This window comes from Sulfurimonas sp. NWX367 (assembly GCF_039667065.1).
GTDB lineage: Bacteria > Campylobacterota > Campylobacteria > Campylobacterales > Sulfurimonadaceae > Sulfurimonas > Sulfurimonas hydrogeniphila.
In genome coordinates, this window is sequence record NZ_JALCZM010000004.1 from 1 (window position 1) to 15,046 (window position 15,046).

Annotated in this window: 18 protein-coding genes and 1 tRNA gene; 11 read left to right on the forward strand and 8 right to left on the reverse strand. The window is 36.6% G+C overall.

What is annotated here, in order from left to right:
• Positions 1 to 112: 112 nt before the first annotated feature.
• The 4 genes from MNY28_RS10700 to MNY28_RS10715 all read right to left on the reverse strand — a co-directional run bounded on the left by MNY28_RS10700 (position 113) and on the right by MNY28_RS10715 (position 3,404).
• Positions 113 to 1,024, reverse strand: a complete 912-nt coding sequence (locus tag MNY28_RS10700; RefSeq protein WP_346389833.1) for a penicillin-binding transpeptidase domain-containing protein — start codon at positions 1,022 to 1,024, stop codon at positions 113 to 115.
• Between the two features lie 657 nt (positions 1,025 to 1,681).
• On the reverse strand, positions 1,682 to 1,978 hold the full coding sequence (locus MNY28_RS10705; RefSeq protein WP_346389834.1) for a nucleotidyltransferase domain-containing protein: 297 nt from the start codon (positions 1,976 to 1,978) through the stop codon (positions 1,682 to 1,684).
• A complete protein-coding gene (locus tag MNY28_RS10710; RefSeq protein WP_346389835.1) occupies positions 1,947 to 2,420 on the reverse strand; it encodes a hypothetical protein in 474 nt (157 codons plus the stop codon). Before MNY28_RS10710 ends, MNY28_RS10705 begins: the two co-directional genes overlap by 32 nt.
• A gap of 18 nt (positions 2,421 to 2,438) precedes the next feature.
• Complete coding sequence (locus MNY28_RS10715) at positions 2,439 to 3,404, reverse strand: WYL domain-containing protein (protein WP_346389836.1); 966 nt, start codon at positions 3,402 to 3,404, stop codon at positions 2,439 to 2,441.
• 409 nt (positions 3,405 to 3,813) lie between these two features.
• Here MNY28_RS10715 and MNY28_RS10720 point away from each other — a divergent pair, with 409 nt between their 5' ends.
• The 3 genes from MNY28_RS10720 (at position 3,814) to MNY28_RS10730 (ending at position 5,508) form a co-directional block, all read left to right on the forward strand.
• Positions 3,814 to 4,434: a porin family protein gene (locus MNY28_RS10720; RefSeq protein ID WP_346389837.1), complete on the forward strand. Its 621-nt coding sequence runs from the start codon at positions 3,814 to 3,816 to the stop codon at positions 4,432 to 4,434.
• Positions 4,435 to 4,495: 61 nt separating this feature from the next.
• Positions 4,496 to 4,571 (forward strand) — tRNA-Arg (locus tag MNY28_RS10725).
• A 16-nt stretch (positions 4,572 to 4,587) separates the two neighbouring features.
• On the forward strand, positions 4,588 to 5,508 hold the full coding sequence (locus tag MNY28_RS10730; RefSeq protein ID WP_346389838.1) for an esterase-like activity of phytase family protein: 921 nt from the start codon (positions 4,588 to 4,590) through the stop codon (positions 5,506 to 5,508).
• Here MNY28_RS10730 and trpA read toward each other — a convergent pair.
• A complete protein-coding gene (gene trpA / locus MNY28_RS10735) occupies positions 5,505 to 6,245 on the reverse strand; it encodes a tryptophan synthase subunit alpha (protein WP_346389839.1) in 741 nt (246 codons plus the stop codon). The genes MNY28_RS10730 and trpA overlap by 4 nt on opposite strands.
• Position 6,246: 1 nt before the next feature.
• Positions 6,247 to 6,648, reverse strand: coding sequence for an Hpt domain-containing protein (locus tag MNY28_RS10740; protein WP_193150401.1), 402 nt, complete (start codon positions 6,646 to 6,648; stop codon positions 6,247 to 6,249).
• Positions 6,649 to 6,728: 80 nt separating this feature from the next.
• Between MNY28_RS10740 and panB the strand changes: the two genes are divergently transcribed.
• The 3 genes from panB to MNY28_RS10755 are packed head-to-tail and all read left to right on the forward strand — an operon-like array spanning position 6,729 to position 9,586.
• Complete coding sequence (panB, locus tag MNY28_RS10745; protein WP_346389840.1) at positions 6,729 to 7,520, forward strand: 3-methyl-2-oxobutanoate hydroxymethyltransferase; 792 nt, start codon at positions 6,729 to 6,731, stop codon at positions 7,518 to 7,520.
• A complete protein-coding gene (ruvB, locus tag MNY28_RS10750; RefSeq protein ID WP_151899721.1) occupies positions 7,520 to 8,533 on the forward strand; it encodes a Holliday junction branch migration DNA helicase RuvB in 1,014 nt (337 codons plus the stop codon). Before panB ends, ruvB begins: the two co-directional genes overlap by 1 nt.
• Positions 8,534 to 9,586 (forward strand): AI-2E family transporter, encoded by a 1,053-nt coding sequence (locus MNY28_RS10755; protein WP_346389841.1) that lies wholly within the window; start codon positions 8,534 to 8,536, stop codon positions 9,584 to 9,586. It begins immediately after the preceding gene.
• Here MNY28_RS10755 and MNY28_RS10760 read toward each other — a convergent pair.
• Complete coding sequence (locus MNY28_RS10760) at positions 9,577 to 10,458, reverse strand: lipid A biosynthesis lauroyl acyltransferase (protein WP_346389842.1); 882 nt, start codon at positions 10,456 to 10,458, stop codon at positions 9,577 to 9,579. The two genes, MNY28_RS10755 and MNY28_RS10760, sit on opposite strands and share 10 nt — an antisense overlap.
• Positions 10,448 to 11,452: a lipopolysaccharide heptosyltransferase I gene (waaC, locus tag MNY28_RS10765; protein WP_346389843.1), complete on the reverse strand. Its 1,005-nt coding sequence runs from the start codon at positions 11,450 to 11,452 to the stop codon at positions 10,448 to 10,450. Before waaC ends, MNY28_RS10760 begins: the two co-directional genes overlap by 11 nt.
• A gap of 68 nt (positions 11,453 to 11,520) precedes the next feature.
• Between waaC and MNY28_RS10770 the strand changes: the two genes are divergently transcribed.
• The 5 genes from MNY28_RS10770 to MNY28_RS10790 all read left to right on the forward strand — a co-directional run bounded on the left by MNY28_RS10770 (position 11,521) and on the right by MNY28_RS10790 (position 15,045).
• Positions 11,521 to 12,426, forward strand: coding sequence for a PDC sensor domain-containing protein (locus MNY28_RS10770; protein ID WP_151899725.1), 906 nt, complete (start codon positions 11,521 to 11,523; stop codon positions 12,424 to 12,426).
• Positions 12,426 to 13,037 (forward strand): imidazole glycerol phosphate synthase subunit HisH, encoded by a 612-nt coding sequence (hisH, locus tag MNY28_RS10775; protein ID WP_151899726.1) that lies wholly within the window; start codon positions 12,426 to 12,428, stop codon positions 13,035 to 13,037. The genes MNY28_RS10770 and hisH overlap by 1 nt, the downstream gene beginning before the upstream one ends.
• Before the next feature lie 20 nt (positions 13,038 to 13,057).
• On the forward strand, positions 13,058 to 13,768 hold the full coding sequence (hisA, locus tag MNY28_RS10780) for a 1-(5-phosphoribosyl)-5-[(5-phosphoribosylamino)methylideneamino]imidazole-4-carboxamide isomerase (protein WP_151899727.1): 711 nt from the start codon (positions 13,058 to 13,060) through the stop codon (positions 13,766 to 13,768).
• Between the two features lie 69 nt (positions 13,769 to 13,837).
• A complete protein-coding gene (locus tag MNY28_RS10785) occupies positions 13,838 to 14,212 on the forward strand; it encodes a chemotaxis response regulator CheY (RefSeq protein ID WP_151899728.1) in 375 nt (124 codons plus the stop codon).
• A complete protein-coding gene (locus tag MNY28_RS10790; protein WP_151899729.1) occupies positions 14,212 to 15,045 on the forward strand; it encodes a 50S ribosomal protein L11 methyltransferase in 834 nt (277 codons plus the stop codon). The genes MNY28_RS10785 and MNY28_RS10790 overlap by 1 nt, the downstream gene beginning before the upstream one ends.
• Position 15,046: the final 1 nt, after the last annotated feature.

Genomic DNA, 15,046 nt, shown 5'->3' on the forward strand with positions numbered 1-15,046 from the left:
ATGATAACAAATTCTATGAATATATTCCCGAGGCACACAAATCGTGCCTTTTTATCCTCTGAAAGTACCTATTTTACGAGGTTAAGTTTTATTTAAAAAGTTATCGCGGAAGTCAGGAATTGTACTCTTTGATGTATCGCCCATTTTTCGCAACATGAGCAGTACCAGTCTTTCCGCCTATCTCTAAGCCTTGCGCCTTTGCATTTTTACCTGTACCTTTTTCTACTGTCTCTATCAAAATCTTCTTTATTGCATTGGCAGTTTTGGTATCTATCACTTTTTGAGGTTTTTGTGCTGCGCTATTGGCAACTATTCTAGGTTTTATGAGTATGCCATCATTGTTAAAAACATTGTAGGCTTGCAGGAGTTGCAGAAGATTAACTTTTACTCCATATCCATAACTGGTAGTCGCTTTATAGATTTCATATTTCAAACGCTTACTATCAGGAATAAAACCACCGTTTTCAACACTCAAGCCATCTACTGTATGTTGTGTAAAACCAAATTTTACAAGCCCGTCGTAATAATCTTGTGCGGGCAACTTCTGTGCTATCTGTACTATACCTATATTTGAAGAGTATATCACTACATTTGCAGCACTCAGCCAATCAAATGGATGATGGTCAGTTATAGTTCTTCCTTTAACCTGATAACGCCCTTGGTGTCCATTAATAAGATCATCTGGAGTAATAAGTTTTTTCTCTAATGCTAAAGAAAATACAACCGGTGCCATAACAAACCCAGGTTCATATGTGAGATTTGCTATGCGGTTTTTTGGAAAATCTTTCACTACATTACTGTTAGAATCAGCCAGACTAAGAATCTTTCCTGTTTTTGAATCCATAACAGCTACTGCAACAGCCTTTGCCTGAAACCTCTTTTTCATAGATTGTGTGAGAGATTGTAGTTGTTTTTGCAGTGAGGCATCAAGTGTGAGTGGTATCACTTTTGTAACAGTTACATTCTCTCTTGCGCTAATAATAGAAGCCAAGAGTAAAAGTAGAACGAATATATTTTTTTGCATAGTGAAAATCCTTTTTTAAATTTTGTTCGTATTTATAGCTTAAAATGGATTTTCATCATCCATATCCATATCTTAGAACCTTTGAAAATATCTTATCTCTATATCTCTTGTGCGATTTCCCACCAATATGATTTTTTTGTACATTCTGATTTTTCTATTTGTTTACGATGATATAGTATTCTTTACTATGGACAGATATTGTCAAGAAAGTTGTTTTTATTGCTGAAATACGATGTTGTTTGTATATATGCTCTCATTACAAGATTGATATTTTTCATAAAAACAATGTTTTGTTCATTTACACTTTGCAAATATTTTGTAATCTCATTGCCATATTCTTGAATAGTTACTTCAAAAACTTTTTTTGGAGCTGGAAAACCAGCACCACCACCTGCATAAGAGTGCAGGTCTAAAATTTCTGTTGCTTTTATGTCAATACCAAATTGAGTAATATCAATAGCTTGATCTTCTTTATATGTCAGTCCAAGTATACCTAAGATTTTTGTGATACAGGGAACTCTAATTCTAAAATAGTGTGTTGAGCAAGATAATTTAGCATGTTTGTTTTTCCTTATTTGTATAATGAGGAGATTGTAACAGGAAAAATAGGCATACTATGTCTATAAGATATATTTGTTATAGTCTTGAGCAAAAAATTTATGAAAGCAAGATACCTTTTTTTCTAATTTCCTCTTTTAAAAGTTCACTTGCACTATTAAGATGTATCAAATCAATTGGCAAATCTAAATCTTTAAGCAAAAGGTATTTAAAAAATTGCACTTTCGCTTTTTTAAAACCATCTTTTGAGATGTTTGCATCAACTGCTATATCAAAATCACCTCCTGCTTTTGCATCATCTATTCTGCTTCCAAAAAGTATGAGTTTACATACTCCAAAAGCCTCTTGTGAAGCTTTTTGAAACTCATTTTTGAGGTAGTTCGATACTCGCATCATATCTCCTTATAAAGGCAAAAACTTTAAAAACAACATCTTCTAAAAACACAAATTGCTCTACACAATATTTCAGATCATTTAAAGCCTCTTGAAGTTCATCTGGATAATCATGTTCTAAATCATTTCTGACATTTCTAAACTCTATCCATCTGTCTAAAGAGATAATCTCCTCTTTTTCAACGAGTGTCAATACCTCACTCATTTTAGAATAACTAATACCTGCACTATCAAGTAAACTTGAAAAAACTTTTGCTCCAAGATAGTCTTGCAGGGCAGAAAACCGTTTTAAATATGCCTCTAAAACAGCTTTTTGAGGAGTATTCAGATAAAAAAACTGCTCCTTAGAAAAATCAAATTTCATTGTTTCAATAAACTCTTTATACTCTTTGAGTGCATCATAGTGTTTTTTGACTTTTTGAAGTTGCCTGTGTAAAACATTCATACGATTTCCTTTGAAGTATTATAGCAAATATGCTCTTACATCAGTTTCAATCTTCTCTCTCAAAGAATCAGGTGAAACAACTTTCATATGTGGAATCCACTTTTTTACAAGATCTTCTATCTCCATCTCCTGTGTTACCGTAAATGAGAACAATACACTTCCATCATTCTTTTGCTCTATAATCTTTTGAGAAGGTAAAAATTGTTTCATCTTGAAATATTTTGCTTTCTTTGGGCTTACTTCTACCACTACCTCTATAAGGTGTTTTCTAAAAGATGGCGTATATTTGGGGTAGGGGGTTTGTATGGTTTTTACAAAGTCAACTATATCCGGATTATGATGAAATGTTTTTTTATGAAGCACAATATCTGTAATGTTTGTAACTCTAAAAATACTAAAAGGATATGCCTCATTTGCATTCTCACCCACAAGATAAAAGTTTTCATTGATAAAGAGAATTTTATAAGGTTTGAGTTCATAACTGCTCTCTCCTTTTGCTTCTTGTTGTGTGATGGTGATATATTGCTTGTATGTGATTGCTCTCTCCATCTCACGCAGAAGCTTGACATCCTGTTTCTTTGTTTCAAAAGGTTTTGTGACAAATTCATAACACTCTTTTGATTTTTGGATTTTTGTATTGATAATTTTCTTATCATTCTCATCTATATTTAAACTCTCTAAAATATTGTTTCTTTGTGCAATATTAAACGTCTGTACCATTAAAGCTAAGGTGTCTTGGTCTAAAAAGTTGTTAAAGATCTCTTTTGTTATCGCTTTATAACATCCCTTTTCACCCTTGCCACCGCGAATAAGATCAAAACTCTCAGGAAAATACTCTTTGATTACATCAAGATCTCTACGGATTGTTTTTTCACTTTTTCCAAACCACATTGCATCGTTTTGTAAAACATCAATACAAACTTTTTCTCCACTGTTAAATCTTTTTAAAAGTTCTAAAACTCTCGCTGTTTGATTGGTTGTCATAACACACCTTCAAATTGTTTTAGAAAATTATAACCTTATTTTTGGTCATATTTTGTCTAATGGTGATATGAGTAAGATTAAACCCAGAAAAAACTATATCTTTTTCTGGAAAAGATAAGAAGGAATTGCCCTAATGAAGCTCTATGATAAGGTATTTAATTTTATTGCTGGTCATGGTAGGGGGGTGGGTATATTCTCCAAGTTATTAATTTGAAAATTAATCCTTGCCAAGCATCAGGAATTTCTAATAAAGCATCTTTAATGCTTCTTAGACTGCATCCGTTAAGAATCTGTTTGGAGTGACCTTGTTTTTGCATTGATTTTCGTAATGTATCCATATCAACTTGGCGGATAAGCTTTATTTCTATAAAAAAAGATTACAATACGTTTATAATTCTAAGGAGAAACAATGAAAATACGAAATCTTTTATGTCTGAGTGGAATGCTTCTGCTTTCAACAACACTCTTTGCCGGCGAAGTTCCTGAGGAAGCGGATGCTTCTCGCGCACATATTGAGGCAAAACACCATGAAGAAGGAAACCTTTATATCGTTGCCAAAGGACTGTTGAGTTTAGGTGACAATTATACGGAAGAAGCAAAAGGCACAGAACCTGAAGCGATTTTAAAAGGTGACACCGGACAGGGTTTCGGAATTGATTTGGGATATAGACTGGGCTATGGTTTTGCTACAGAATTTGATTTTTCATACACACATACTACGGTTACAAAATCTGTTGTCGGTGAGGCAGATGTAAGTGCGGGAGCAGATTATTACAGTTACGGTATAGATTTGCTGTACGGATACCATGTAAATGAGGAAATTGTTCTTTTTGGAAAAGCAGGATGGGAAATTGAGAAAGAAAAAATCAGTGCTTTTGGTATTGACGGAACCAATGACGGATTTACCTATGCTGCCGGAATGGAATACGGTCTCTCTTCGCATTGGGCACTCATAGGAGAGTATGAAGGCTCTTTAATAGACGGTCCGCGCGGAAATAACATTTTTGCCGGTGTCAGTTATACTTTTTAAAACATTCAGACAGTATCTGTGAGCAGAATCTTTCTGCTCACATAAAAAAATACTGTTTCTTCTCCTTATCGCTTAACTGGATAAAGCAGTCCCCTCCTAAGGGATAGCTCGTGGTTCGAGTCCACGTAGGGAGACCAAAAAAAGGCAAAACTTTTGAAATACTTTTTCTTTGCTTTATTGTTTTTTTTACAACTTCATGCACAAATTACTGCGTATAAAATTACTCCAGACAATACTTTACATGTAACAAAACAAAAAATAAAAATACTTGATGCAAAAGTGCTGCTTTTTAAAAAGAAAAAAGGGATTCCTTTTCATGAAATTTCAGACCTTGTTTATGAAGACGGGGTTGTATATTTTGTGAGCGATCAGGGATATTTATATAAGTTTTTCATAAATATTGACAAAAATAAAATCAGCAGTTTGCAATATCTGGATGCCTATGTTTTGAAAAATAAAAAAGGGCAGACGTTAAAAAAGAAAAAGAGAGATGCCGAAGGGTTGGCTCTTTGTAAGAATAATTTGTTGATTTCCTTTGAGCGTAAACAGCGAATTTGTCTGTATAGCAAAAACGGCGTTAAAATAAAAAAAGTAAAATTACATCAGGATTTACAAAATAAAGACAATTATGCCAGCAAAAACAAAGGGCTCGAAGCCGTTACATGTAATGACAAATATGGTGTTGTGACGGCACCGGAACTGCCGCTGAAAAATACAGATGTAAAATATCATACACTTTATACGAAAGATCAAATATTTAAATTCAGTGCTGGTGGCAGTATAGTAGGCATGGAGTTTTTTTCAGAAAATACTGTTTTGGTACTGCTGCGTGATTTTAGTTATTTGACACGCAGACGGGTAACTGCTTTGATGAAAGTATACTTAGATACATGCAGTGAGTCCAGAGTGTGCAAAAGTGAAGTTTTAGCTAAACTCGACTCTGCAGACGGCTGGAGACTGGATAATTTTGAAGGCTTGACACATATGTATGCAAACAAATATTTGATGGTCAGTGATGACAATGAGAATATGCTGCAAAAAACACTTTTGGTGCTTTTTGAAATAAAGCCCTAAGTGTTGATTTTATCTTTAATCACTTTTGCAAGTTCACAGCATTGAGTGATTTTTTGCATATAGTTTATATCATTATTGAGTAAAATTTTTACAAAAGCACTCCCGACTATGACCCCGTCAGCACCTTGCACTTTTTCTTTTGCTGTTTTTTCGTTTACACCGAAACCTACATATACGGGTGTTTTGGTGTATTTTTTGATAGAGTGCAAAAAAGGCTGCAGATCTTCTGCCGTACCTGAGCCTGTAATACCGGTGTAAGCAACCATATAGATGAACTTTTGCGCATCGCTGACAACAGTCTGTATCCTCTCTTCGCTGTCTGTAGGTGCAACAAAAGAGATGTTTGCAATACCGTTGCTTTGAAATAAATCTTTGTATGTCAACGCCTCTTCATGGGGAACATCCGGAATAATCAGTCCGTTTATGCCAAGTTCTTTTGCCAAAGGAATGAGATTTTGCATGTTTTGCTGGTAAAAACTGTTGAAATAACCCATCCAGAGTGTATCTACCTGAGGGGCAATCTCTTTGGAAATTTCAAGCAAATCTTTAAATTTAAATCCAAGTTCAAGTGATTTGTGATTTGCTTTTTCTATGAGAGGACCATCAGCTACAGGGTCTGAAAAAGGAACACCGAGTTCCAAAGTGTCGACACCGCTTTGTGCAAGGGCGAGACTCAAGTCAACTGTAAAAGATTTTTCCGGATAGCCGGATGTTATGTATGCTACTAAGTTTTTCAAATTATTTTTCCAAGTCAGGGATTTTTAATAAGGAGTATTTTATTTTACTGAGTTTGTTGTTCTGTCTCAAGTCGTCATTCCAAACAGCAAACATATCACTGATATTTAACAGCCAGTCTGTTGTTTCATCACTGACAGGCGGTTTTTTTTGACGTAAAGATTCAAGCTCATCTTCAACAAAAGCAGCCAGTTTATTCATTGGTATGATTTTCAAATAACCGCTTGCTGATTTTATATTATGAAATACACGAAAAAGTTCATTGACACTTCTTTCGTACATATTGGGTTTTGAAAGGTCAAGAATCATAACTTCCATGCTCTCAACCATCATAGCATAGTGATCCAAAAACTCATCAATAATTTCAAAATCAAAGTTTTCTTCTAAATCACTTCTTATACCCATAAAATAATTCTCCTGTATAGTTCAGATTATAGCAATTTTTGGCTAAAATACATCTATATAATATAATAAAGAGTTTTAAAATGAGTAAAAAATTAACGATAACAGCTATAAAAAAAAGAAAGGGTGAAAAGCCTTTGGTAATGATAACGGCCTATGACGCACTCTTTGCAAAACTGCTCGAACCAAGTGCAGATATGATTTTGGTTGGTGACAGTTTAAATATGAGCTTTGCAGGCCGCAATGATACAATCAGTACCACATTGGAACAAATGATTTATCACACAAATGCCGTTTGTAAAGGGGCACCAAACAGTTTTGTGATTTGTGATATGCCTTTTGGAACCTATACATGTAAAGAAGATGCTTTACATAATGCTATAAAAGTTTTTCAAAAGACACCGGCAGACTCTGTGAAGATAGAAGGCGGAACAGACAAAGCAGAGATTATTCAACATTTGACAGAGAACGGCATTGCAGTATGTGGACATATAGGACTTTTGCCACAGTCGGTAAGAAGTGAAGGCGGATACAAAGTCAAAGGGAAAAGTGCTGATGAAAGAGAACAACTCCTCAAAGATGCCAAGGCAGTTGAAGAAGCAGGTGCCTTTTGTATGGTGATAGAAGGAACAAAAGCCGAGGTTGCAAAAGAGGTTGCACAGAGTGTGACGATACCGGTTATAGGAATAGGTGCAGGTGCTGATGTAGACGGCCAGGTTTTGGTATTTTCTGATATGTTGGGATTTTTTGAAGAATTTACTCCAAAATTTGTAAAAAAATATCTTGAGGGGGCTACTCTGGTTAAGAAAGCTTTGCAAGAGTATGCGGATGAGGTTGTGAATCGTAAATTTCCGACAGAGGAACATATATACTAATGGAAAGAGTTGTAGATATTGAAACTTTTTCTCTTGAAGAAGAGAGCAGCGAAGTTACATTACGTCCTGATGCCTGGAGTGAATATATAGGGCAGGAACAGATTAAAAAGAATCTTGCTGTTTTTATAGAAGCTTCAAAAAAAAGAGACGAAGCACTTGATCATGTTTTGTTCTACGGACCTCCTGGACTTGGTAAAACAACTTTAGCCTTGATTATCGCCAATGAAATGAATGCAAATATTAAAGTAACAGCCGCACCGATGATAGAAAAAAGCGGTGATTTAGCAGCAATTCTGACAAACCTGGAAGAGGGGGACATTCTCTTTATCGATGAAATACACAGGCTCTCTCCTGCCGTTGAAGAAATTCTATACTCTTCTATGGAAGACTATAGAATAGATATTATCATCGGCAGTGGTCCTGCTGCACAGACGGTCAAGATTGATTTGCCTCGATTTACGCTTATAGGAGCGACAACACGGGCGGGAATGCTTTCAAATCCATTAAGAGACAGGTTTGGGATGAGTTTTCGCATGAATTTTTACAATCAGGAAGAACTGGCAAAAATCATTGTGCAGGCATCGAATAAGCTCGAATGCCAAATCATTCATGAAGCGGCTCTGGAGATTGCAAAAAGAAGTCGTGGAACACCACGTATTGCCCTGCGTCTGTTGCGTCGCGTGAGAGATTTTGCGGAAGTTGCCGATGAAAAAAATATAAACCATCAGCGTACCCGATATGCATTGGATGAACTGGGCATCAATTCACACGGTTTTGATGAAATGGATCTGCGTCTGCTGACGCTTTTAGCAAGTGCCAAAGGACGTGCAATGGGGCTGAGCACTATCGCGGCAGCCTTGAGTGAAGATGAGGGAACGGTAGAAGATGTTTTGGAACCGTATCTGCTTGCAAACGGTTATTTGGAACGGACAGCAAAGGGCAGACGGGCAACACCCGCAACCTACGATGTCTTAAATATGTCATGTGTAAATGAAGACGGGACACTTTTTTAGATGAAATCACAATATTTTATAGCTGTTTTGTTTGCTACATCTTTGTACTGGATGTATCTTCTGTATGAACCTTTTTTGCTTGTGATGACTATTGCCGCTTTATTGGCAATTTCTACGGCTACGATCAATAACTATTTTGAAGAGTTGTTTTCCTCTCGTTTGTTGGCGGCATTTGTATCAAGTCTACTGCTTGCCATGCTCTTTTTTGCACCGCTTGGTTACTTTTTGGCAACACTCACAATCAAGCTGAACAATTTGGAGCCGAGCAGTTTGCAAAATATAGAACTCTATATAAACGGGCTGATTACCAATCCACCGAAATTTCTGCTCTTTTTAAAACCTTATCTTGCAGATTCTTTAAAAGGAATAGATATCAACAGTTTGACTACAAATGCTTTACATGTAGCTGCAAAAATTGGAACATTCAGTGCAGGTTTTGTAAAAAATGCTTTTTTGGTCATTGTTTTTTACTTTTTTGCTTTGTATAACGGTTCTACAATTGTAGAGTTTCTCAAACGTGTTGTCCAGATGTCTGTTGAAGACAGTACTTTACTTGCACGGGAACTCTCCGTTGTTATGAGTGTTGTTTTTTATTCCATCATCGCTACGGCAATGTTTGAAGGTGCACTCTTTGGTATAGCAGTCTCTTTTATGGGCTATAATGGCCTGCTCTTTGGCATTATGTACGGATTTGCTTCTTTACTTCCTGTTATAGGAGGAATTTTAATGTGGCTTCCGTTTATGATTTATGAATTTTCGGTAGGACATAATGCAAATGCTGTTTTTATAGCACTCTATTCAATTATTGTGATTTCAATTATAGCAGATACTTTTGTGAAGCCTTTGATAATTAAGGAGATAAACAATCGACTGCTCAAAGAGAGTGATGCACAGCTCAACGAACTTGTTATTTTCTTTGCAATTATTGCAGGGCTGACAACTTTCGGATTTTGGGGAATGATTTTAGGGCCTGCAATAACAGCTTTTTTTCTTGCAATTTTAAAACTTTTTGAAGCCAGAACGCAAGAGTGTGAAACAAAAAATCAGGTATAAATTTCGGGTTTGTCGTTTTTCCATCGACGATGGAGCCAAAACCAAAACTTTGGCTCTTTTTTGATGATGGAAGTGAGCCAGTCGGCTTGGAGCTGTGTTGCTTTTTGTATATCTTCTTTTTCATTCTCTGTTTTATCAATTTTTATCTCATCAGCTATAATTATTGTGTAATTTTCTTCATCATCAGTTCTTATGTGTACGGGCACTATGGCGGCATTGAATTTGCGTGCCAAATAAGCAGGTGTTGCCGTCATACGCAGCGGTTTGCCTAAAAAATTCACCATAACACCCTCTTTCTCATTGATATTGGTATCTATTAAAATCCCGCTGGCTTTTCCCTGTTTTATAAGGCGTATAAGAGGTTTGACAACATTTGTTTTCTCAAGATTGGTGTTGCCAAATCTTGCTCTTGCATCGAGCAGCCATTTTTCATAGATTCTGTTTTTGAGCTTTTTGTAAACAGGAGCAATGGGTTCTACATGTAAAGCAAGTCCTGCCGCACCAAGTTCCCAGGCGCAGTAATGGGGAGTCACATAAATAACGGCACGGCCTTCTTTGTGAATTCTCTCAATTTCTTTTTTATTTATTACTGTAATTCTCTTGGCAATTTCTTCTTTGCTCAAATGGCGAATTTCCATAAGGTGTAAAAAGTTATAGAGCAGGTTTTTAAAGCTGTAGCGTGTGATGGTGTCAATTTCTTCGTCACTCATACTGTTGTCAAAGGCATAGTTGAGGTTTTGTCTGACGATACGACGGTATTTTTTTGCTGATTTGTAGCCGATAAAGGCCAAAAAGGTAAAAAATGCTTTGCGTGCCTTATGCGGCACTAGCATTAAAATATGTTCAATGACGAGGAGGAAATTATAGCCCATTAGTTAACAGCTCCTTTGCTTTTTGTGTGACATCTTCAGGACGAATTTCTTTAATGGAGAAGTCATTTTTATTAATTTTAAGAATATTTACCTTTGAGGGTGATTTGAGTGCTGTATTTTTTGGCGTTTCGTAAATCATTCTCGTGGTAGTCGGACCCAAAAGTGTAATGGAGGGAATGTTTTGCGCCCATGCCAGATGTGTCGGACCGGTGTCATTTCCTATAAGCAGATCCATGCTCGATATAAAAGATACAAGTTCTACCAGTGTGAGTTTTGGTGCCAGTTCGGCATACTTGGAGTGTTGCACAATCCACTCAGCATCCTCTTTTTCAGATGCATTGCCCCAAATAAGGTAACACTGCTCCTGGAGTCTATTGCAAATGTCCGCAACAGACTCTTTTGGATAAATTTTTGAAGGCCAGGAAGCGCCTATCACAAAGGCAATGTTTTTTTTCTTGCGTTGCAGTGAAAATTCTTTTGTTTGTGAAAAAACGGGTTCTTTGTTTAAAATCATAGCATCCGTAATCTCAAATCCGAGAGCGTCAGCAACAACAAAGCAGTTGCGCTTTATAACATTTTCTTCATACGGGACAGAGGAGGTCGTTTTATAAAAAAGTGCGGCCAAAGATTCACGTATTGAATTTTTATCAAAACCATGGGTATTCTTCCCTATGATTCTGGCAACTGCTGCTGACTTTAAAAGTCCTTGCATATCTATTATAATATCATAATCGGGCAGCATAGAGAGCTCAGCGAATGTTTTTTGTAGCAAGGAAAAGCTTTTTGTCTTTTTGAGTTTTTTTAGATTGACAGTGTGAACTGTATGCAGGTGTTTGTTGCTTTGTAAAATATCTGAAAAAATCTCTTCACTTATCCAGTCTATTTTTGCATCAGGATACTCTTTTTTGATAAACTGCAATACAACTGCACTGTTGATTATATCTCCGAGTGCGGAGAGCCTGACAATAGCAATATTTTTAATATCTTTTTTCATCAATGACATTATACCAATAATAGTAAATCTTTGATATAATTCAAATAAATTAAGAAGGAGTGACTTGTATGGTTCCTATAGATATTCAACATTTTGCCGAAGGCAGAACAAAAGCCAGAGCATATTTTTGTTACCTTTTTTCAAAGAATATTCCCAATAGACTTCCTTCTTTAAGTGAAGATATGATTATGCCGAGACTGCTTAAAATAAAAGCAGATCTTGAAAACTGTGAGGGAGTGTATCTTCTTGACCACAAGGGTGTACAGGTAAGTCCGACTTTTACAAAAGATGATCGGATAGATGATGATATAGGAAAGATTCGTGCTGACCGTGCATACTACTATCGTGCAGTCAGAGAAGGCAGATGTACGATTACCGATCCATATCCGTCACTCATTACAGGTGATTTGACTGTAACGGCATCAGCGCCTATATTTGATGAAAACGGTTCGCTCAGGTATGTGGCATGTATTGATATGCCGCTTGAAGAAGTGTTGAAAATTGCACATCTCAATAAAATGGATATATTCTTTGGAGAATTTTTCAAGTGGACTTATGGTGCTTTTGCATTTGCTTTGGTGGCTATAGCACTTTTGCTTTTCGTAAAAGGGATAGAGAGTTTTTTTGAATATGGAATTTCAATAGGTCATTTTCAGATTAAAGATGTTTTTGAAGCAACAATTTTGCTTACACTCTCTTTGGCAATTTTTGATCTTTCCAAAACCCTTATTGAAGAGGAGATATTAGGACGCTATAAAGAACATGACATAGCAGGCCCGCACAAAACGATGGTCCGCTTTTTGGGTTCTATCATTATTGCACTTTCCATTGAAGCATTAATGCTTGTATTCAAGTTTGCAATTACGGATCCAAACAAGCTGATCTATTCTATGTATATTATTGCGGGTGTAGGTATTCTGATAGTCTCTTTGGCAATATATATCAAATTTACAAAATTAAAGATAGATGAATAATGATAGCAATAATTGATTATAACATGGGAAATTTGGCAAGTGTGAAAAATGCGTTTGCCAAGCTTGGACAAGAGACAGTAGTTGAGAGTAATCCTGATAAATTTAAAGAGTATGACAAGCTGATATTGCCCGGTGTCGGTGCTTTTGGTGATGCGATGCAGCATTTGCATGAACGGAATATGGTAGAGTCCATAAAGGAATTTGCAAAGAGTGACAAACCGATGCTTGGAATTTGTCTCGGAATGCAGCTTTTGTTTGAAAATTCCGAAGAGTTTGGAAAACATGAAGGGCTCGGGCTTATAAAAGGCAGTGTTGTAAAGTTTGATACGAAAAAATTCAATGAACCTTTGAAGGTTCCGCATATGGGCTGGAACAGAATGTTTACAAAAGAGCATCCTCTGTTTGCAGGACTGGATGATGAGCATTATCTGTATTTTGTACATACATACCATGTTGCATGTAAAGATGCCAATGACATTATCGGAGAAACATATTATGGCTATAAATTTACTTCTGCCGTTGCTCACGGTAATATAATGGGAATACAGCCCCATCCTGAAAAAAGCCATAAAAACGGTTTGAAAATTTTAGAAAATTTTATACAACTGTAAGAGAAAAGGAAGAGAGAAATATGACATTATATCCGGCAATAGATTTAAAAGACGGCAAAGCAGTCCGTTTGACAAAAGGTTTGATGGAGAGTGCGAAAATCTACTCAAACGAGCCTTATGAATTAGTGAAAAAATTTGAAGAAATGGGTGCGGAGTGGGTGCATCTGGTTGATTTAAACGGTGCATTTGCGGGAGAGCCTAAAAATCTTGAACAAATCATCAAAATTCGTCAAAACTCAGATGTAAAACTTGAACTTGGCGGTGGTATTCGTGATGAAGCAACGATTCAAAAGATGTTGGATATCGGAATTGACAGGATTATTTTAGGTTCTATTGCGGTAAAAGATCCTCAGTTTGTAAGAGATATGGCGGCAAAATATCCCATCGCAGTAGGCATAGATGCCATAGACGGATATGTGGCAGTCGAAGGCTGGGGCGAAGTCAGTACCATGCGTGCGACTGATCTGGCAAAAGAGTTTGCAAATGCCGGTGTAGAGGCGATAATATGCACAGATGTCGGCAAAGACGGTACACTCAGCGGCGTCAATGTAGATTTTACACTTGATATCGCAAGAGCCGGTAAAATAAGCACAATTGCAAGCGGCGGTGTGAAAGATGAAGAGGATATAAAAGCTTTGATAGCCACGGGTGAAGTGGATGGTGTTATCATAGGAAAAGCTTATTATGAGGGCAGGTTGGATTTAGCCAAAATGTTTAAATTGGTAAATTAATAGCAAAACAAACAGAATTTTGCTATTATTAGATATAAATTATGCAAAATATTATGTAAAGGATTTCAATTGAAATTACTTGTTGTTGATGATAGTTCTACAATGCGCCGTATTATAAAAAATACATTGGCTCGACTTGGTTATAAAGATGTACTTGAAGGTGCAGACGGTGTTGAAGGCTGGGCGCAAATGGACGCAAATCCTGATATTGATATGCTGATCACAGACTGGAATATGCCTGAGATGAACGGGCTTGAGCTTGTCAAAAAAGTTCGTGCGGATGAGCGCTTTAAAGATACACCTATCATTATGGTTACGACTGAAGGTGGAAAAGCAGAGGTTATTACAGCACTTAAAGCCGGAGTAAACAATTATATTGTAAAACCGTTTACGCCTCAGGTTTTAAAAGAAAAACTTGCTGCCGTGATGGGTGTATCTGAGTAATGCAAGAGCATTACTACGAATTAGTAGTGAAAGTCTCTTCACATCATGAACTCTTTGCAGATTTTTTGGCAGATACTTTACCGATCGGGTTTGAAGAGACAGACAACGGATTCATTATAAGAAGTGAAGAAGAACTCGACACTATAATGTGGGGGATTGAGCAGTTTGCAGAGGCCTTACAAAAAGCACTCGGCAAATCTGTAGACGTAGAGTGTACACAAAAAAAACTCCAAAACAATGACTGGGTAGAATCTTATAAAAACAGTATAGAACCCCTTGTTATAGATAAATTTTACATCCATCCTACATGGAATGACAATCATCCAAACCTGATAAACATAGTAATAGATCCGGCGCTTGCTTTTGGTACAGGGCATCATCCGACAACTGCTTCTTCTTTGCGCGCAATTTCTCAACATGTGAAAAAGAATGACAGAGTTTTGGATGTAGGCTGCGGCAGCGGTATACTGGGCATTGCAGCTATGAAGCTTGGAGCTGTCGTGGATGCTTGTGACACGGACCCTGTATCGGTTGAAAATTCTATAAAAAATGCAAAATTGAATAATTTGGAGTTTCACTCCATATGGGAAGGTTCTGCTTCAAATTTGGATGAAAAGTACACTATAGTCGTGGCAAACATAGTTGCAGATGTGTTGACTTTTATTGCAAATGATCTGAAAAAAGCAATGGCAGAGGACGGAATCTTGATTTTATCAGGTATACTGAATAAGTATGAAGAAAAAGTTCTCAATGCTTATAAAGACTGTAAAATAACACAAAGAATAGCCCAGGACGAATGGGTTACATTAGTTTTAAAAAGAGAGAAAAAATAAA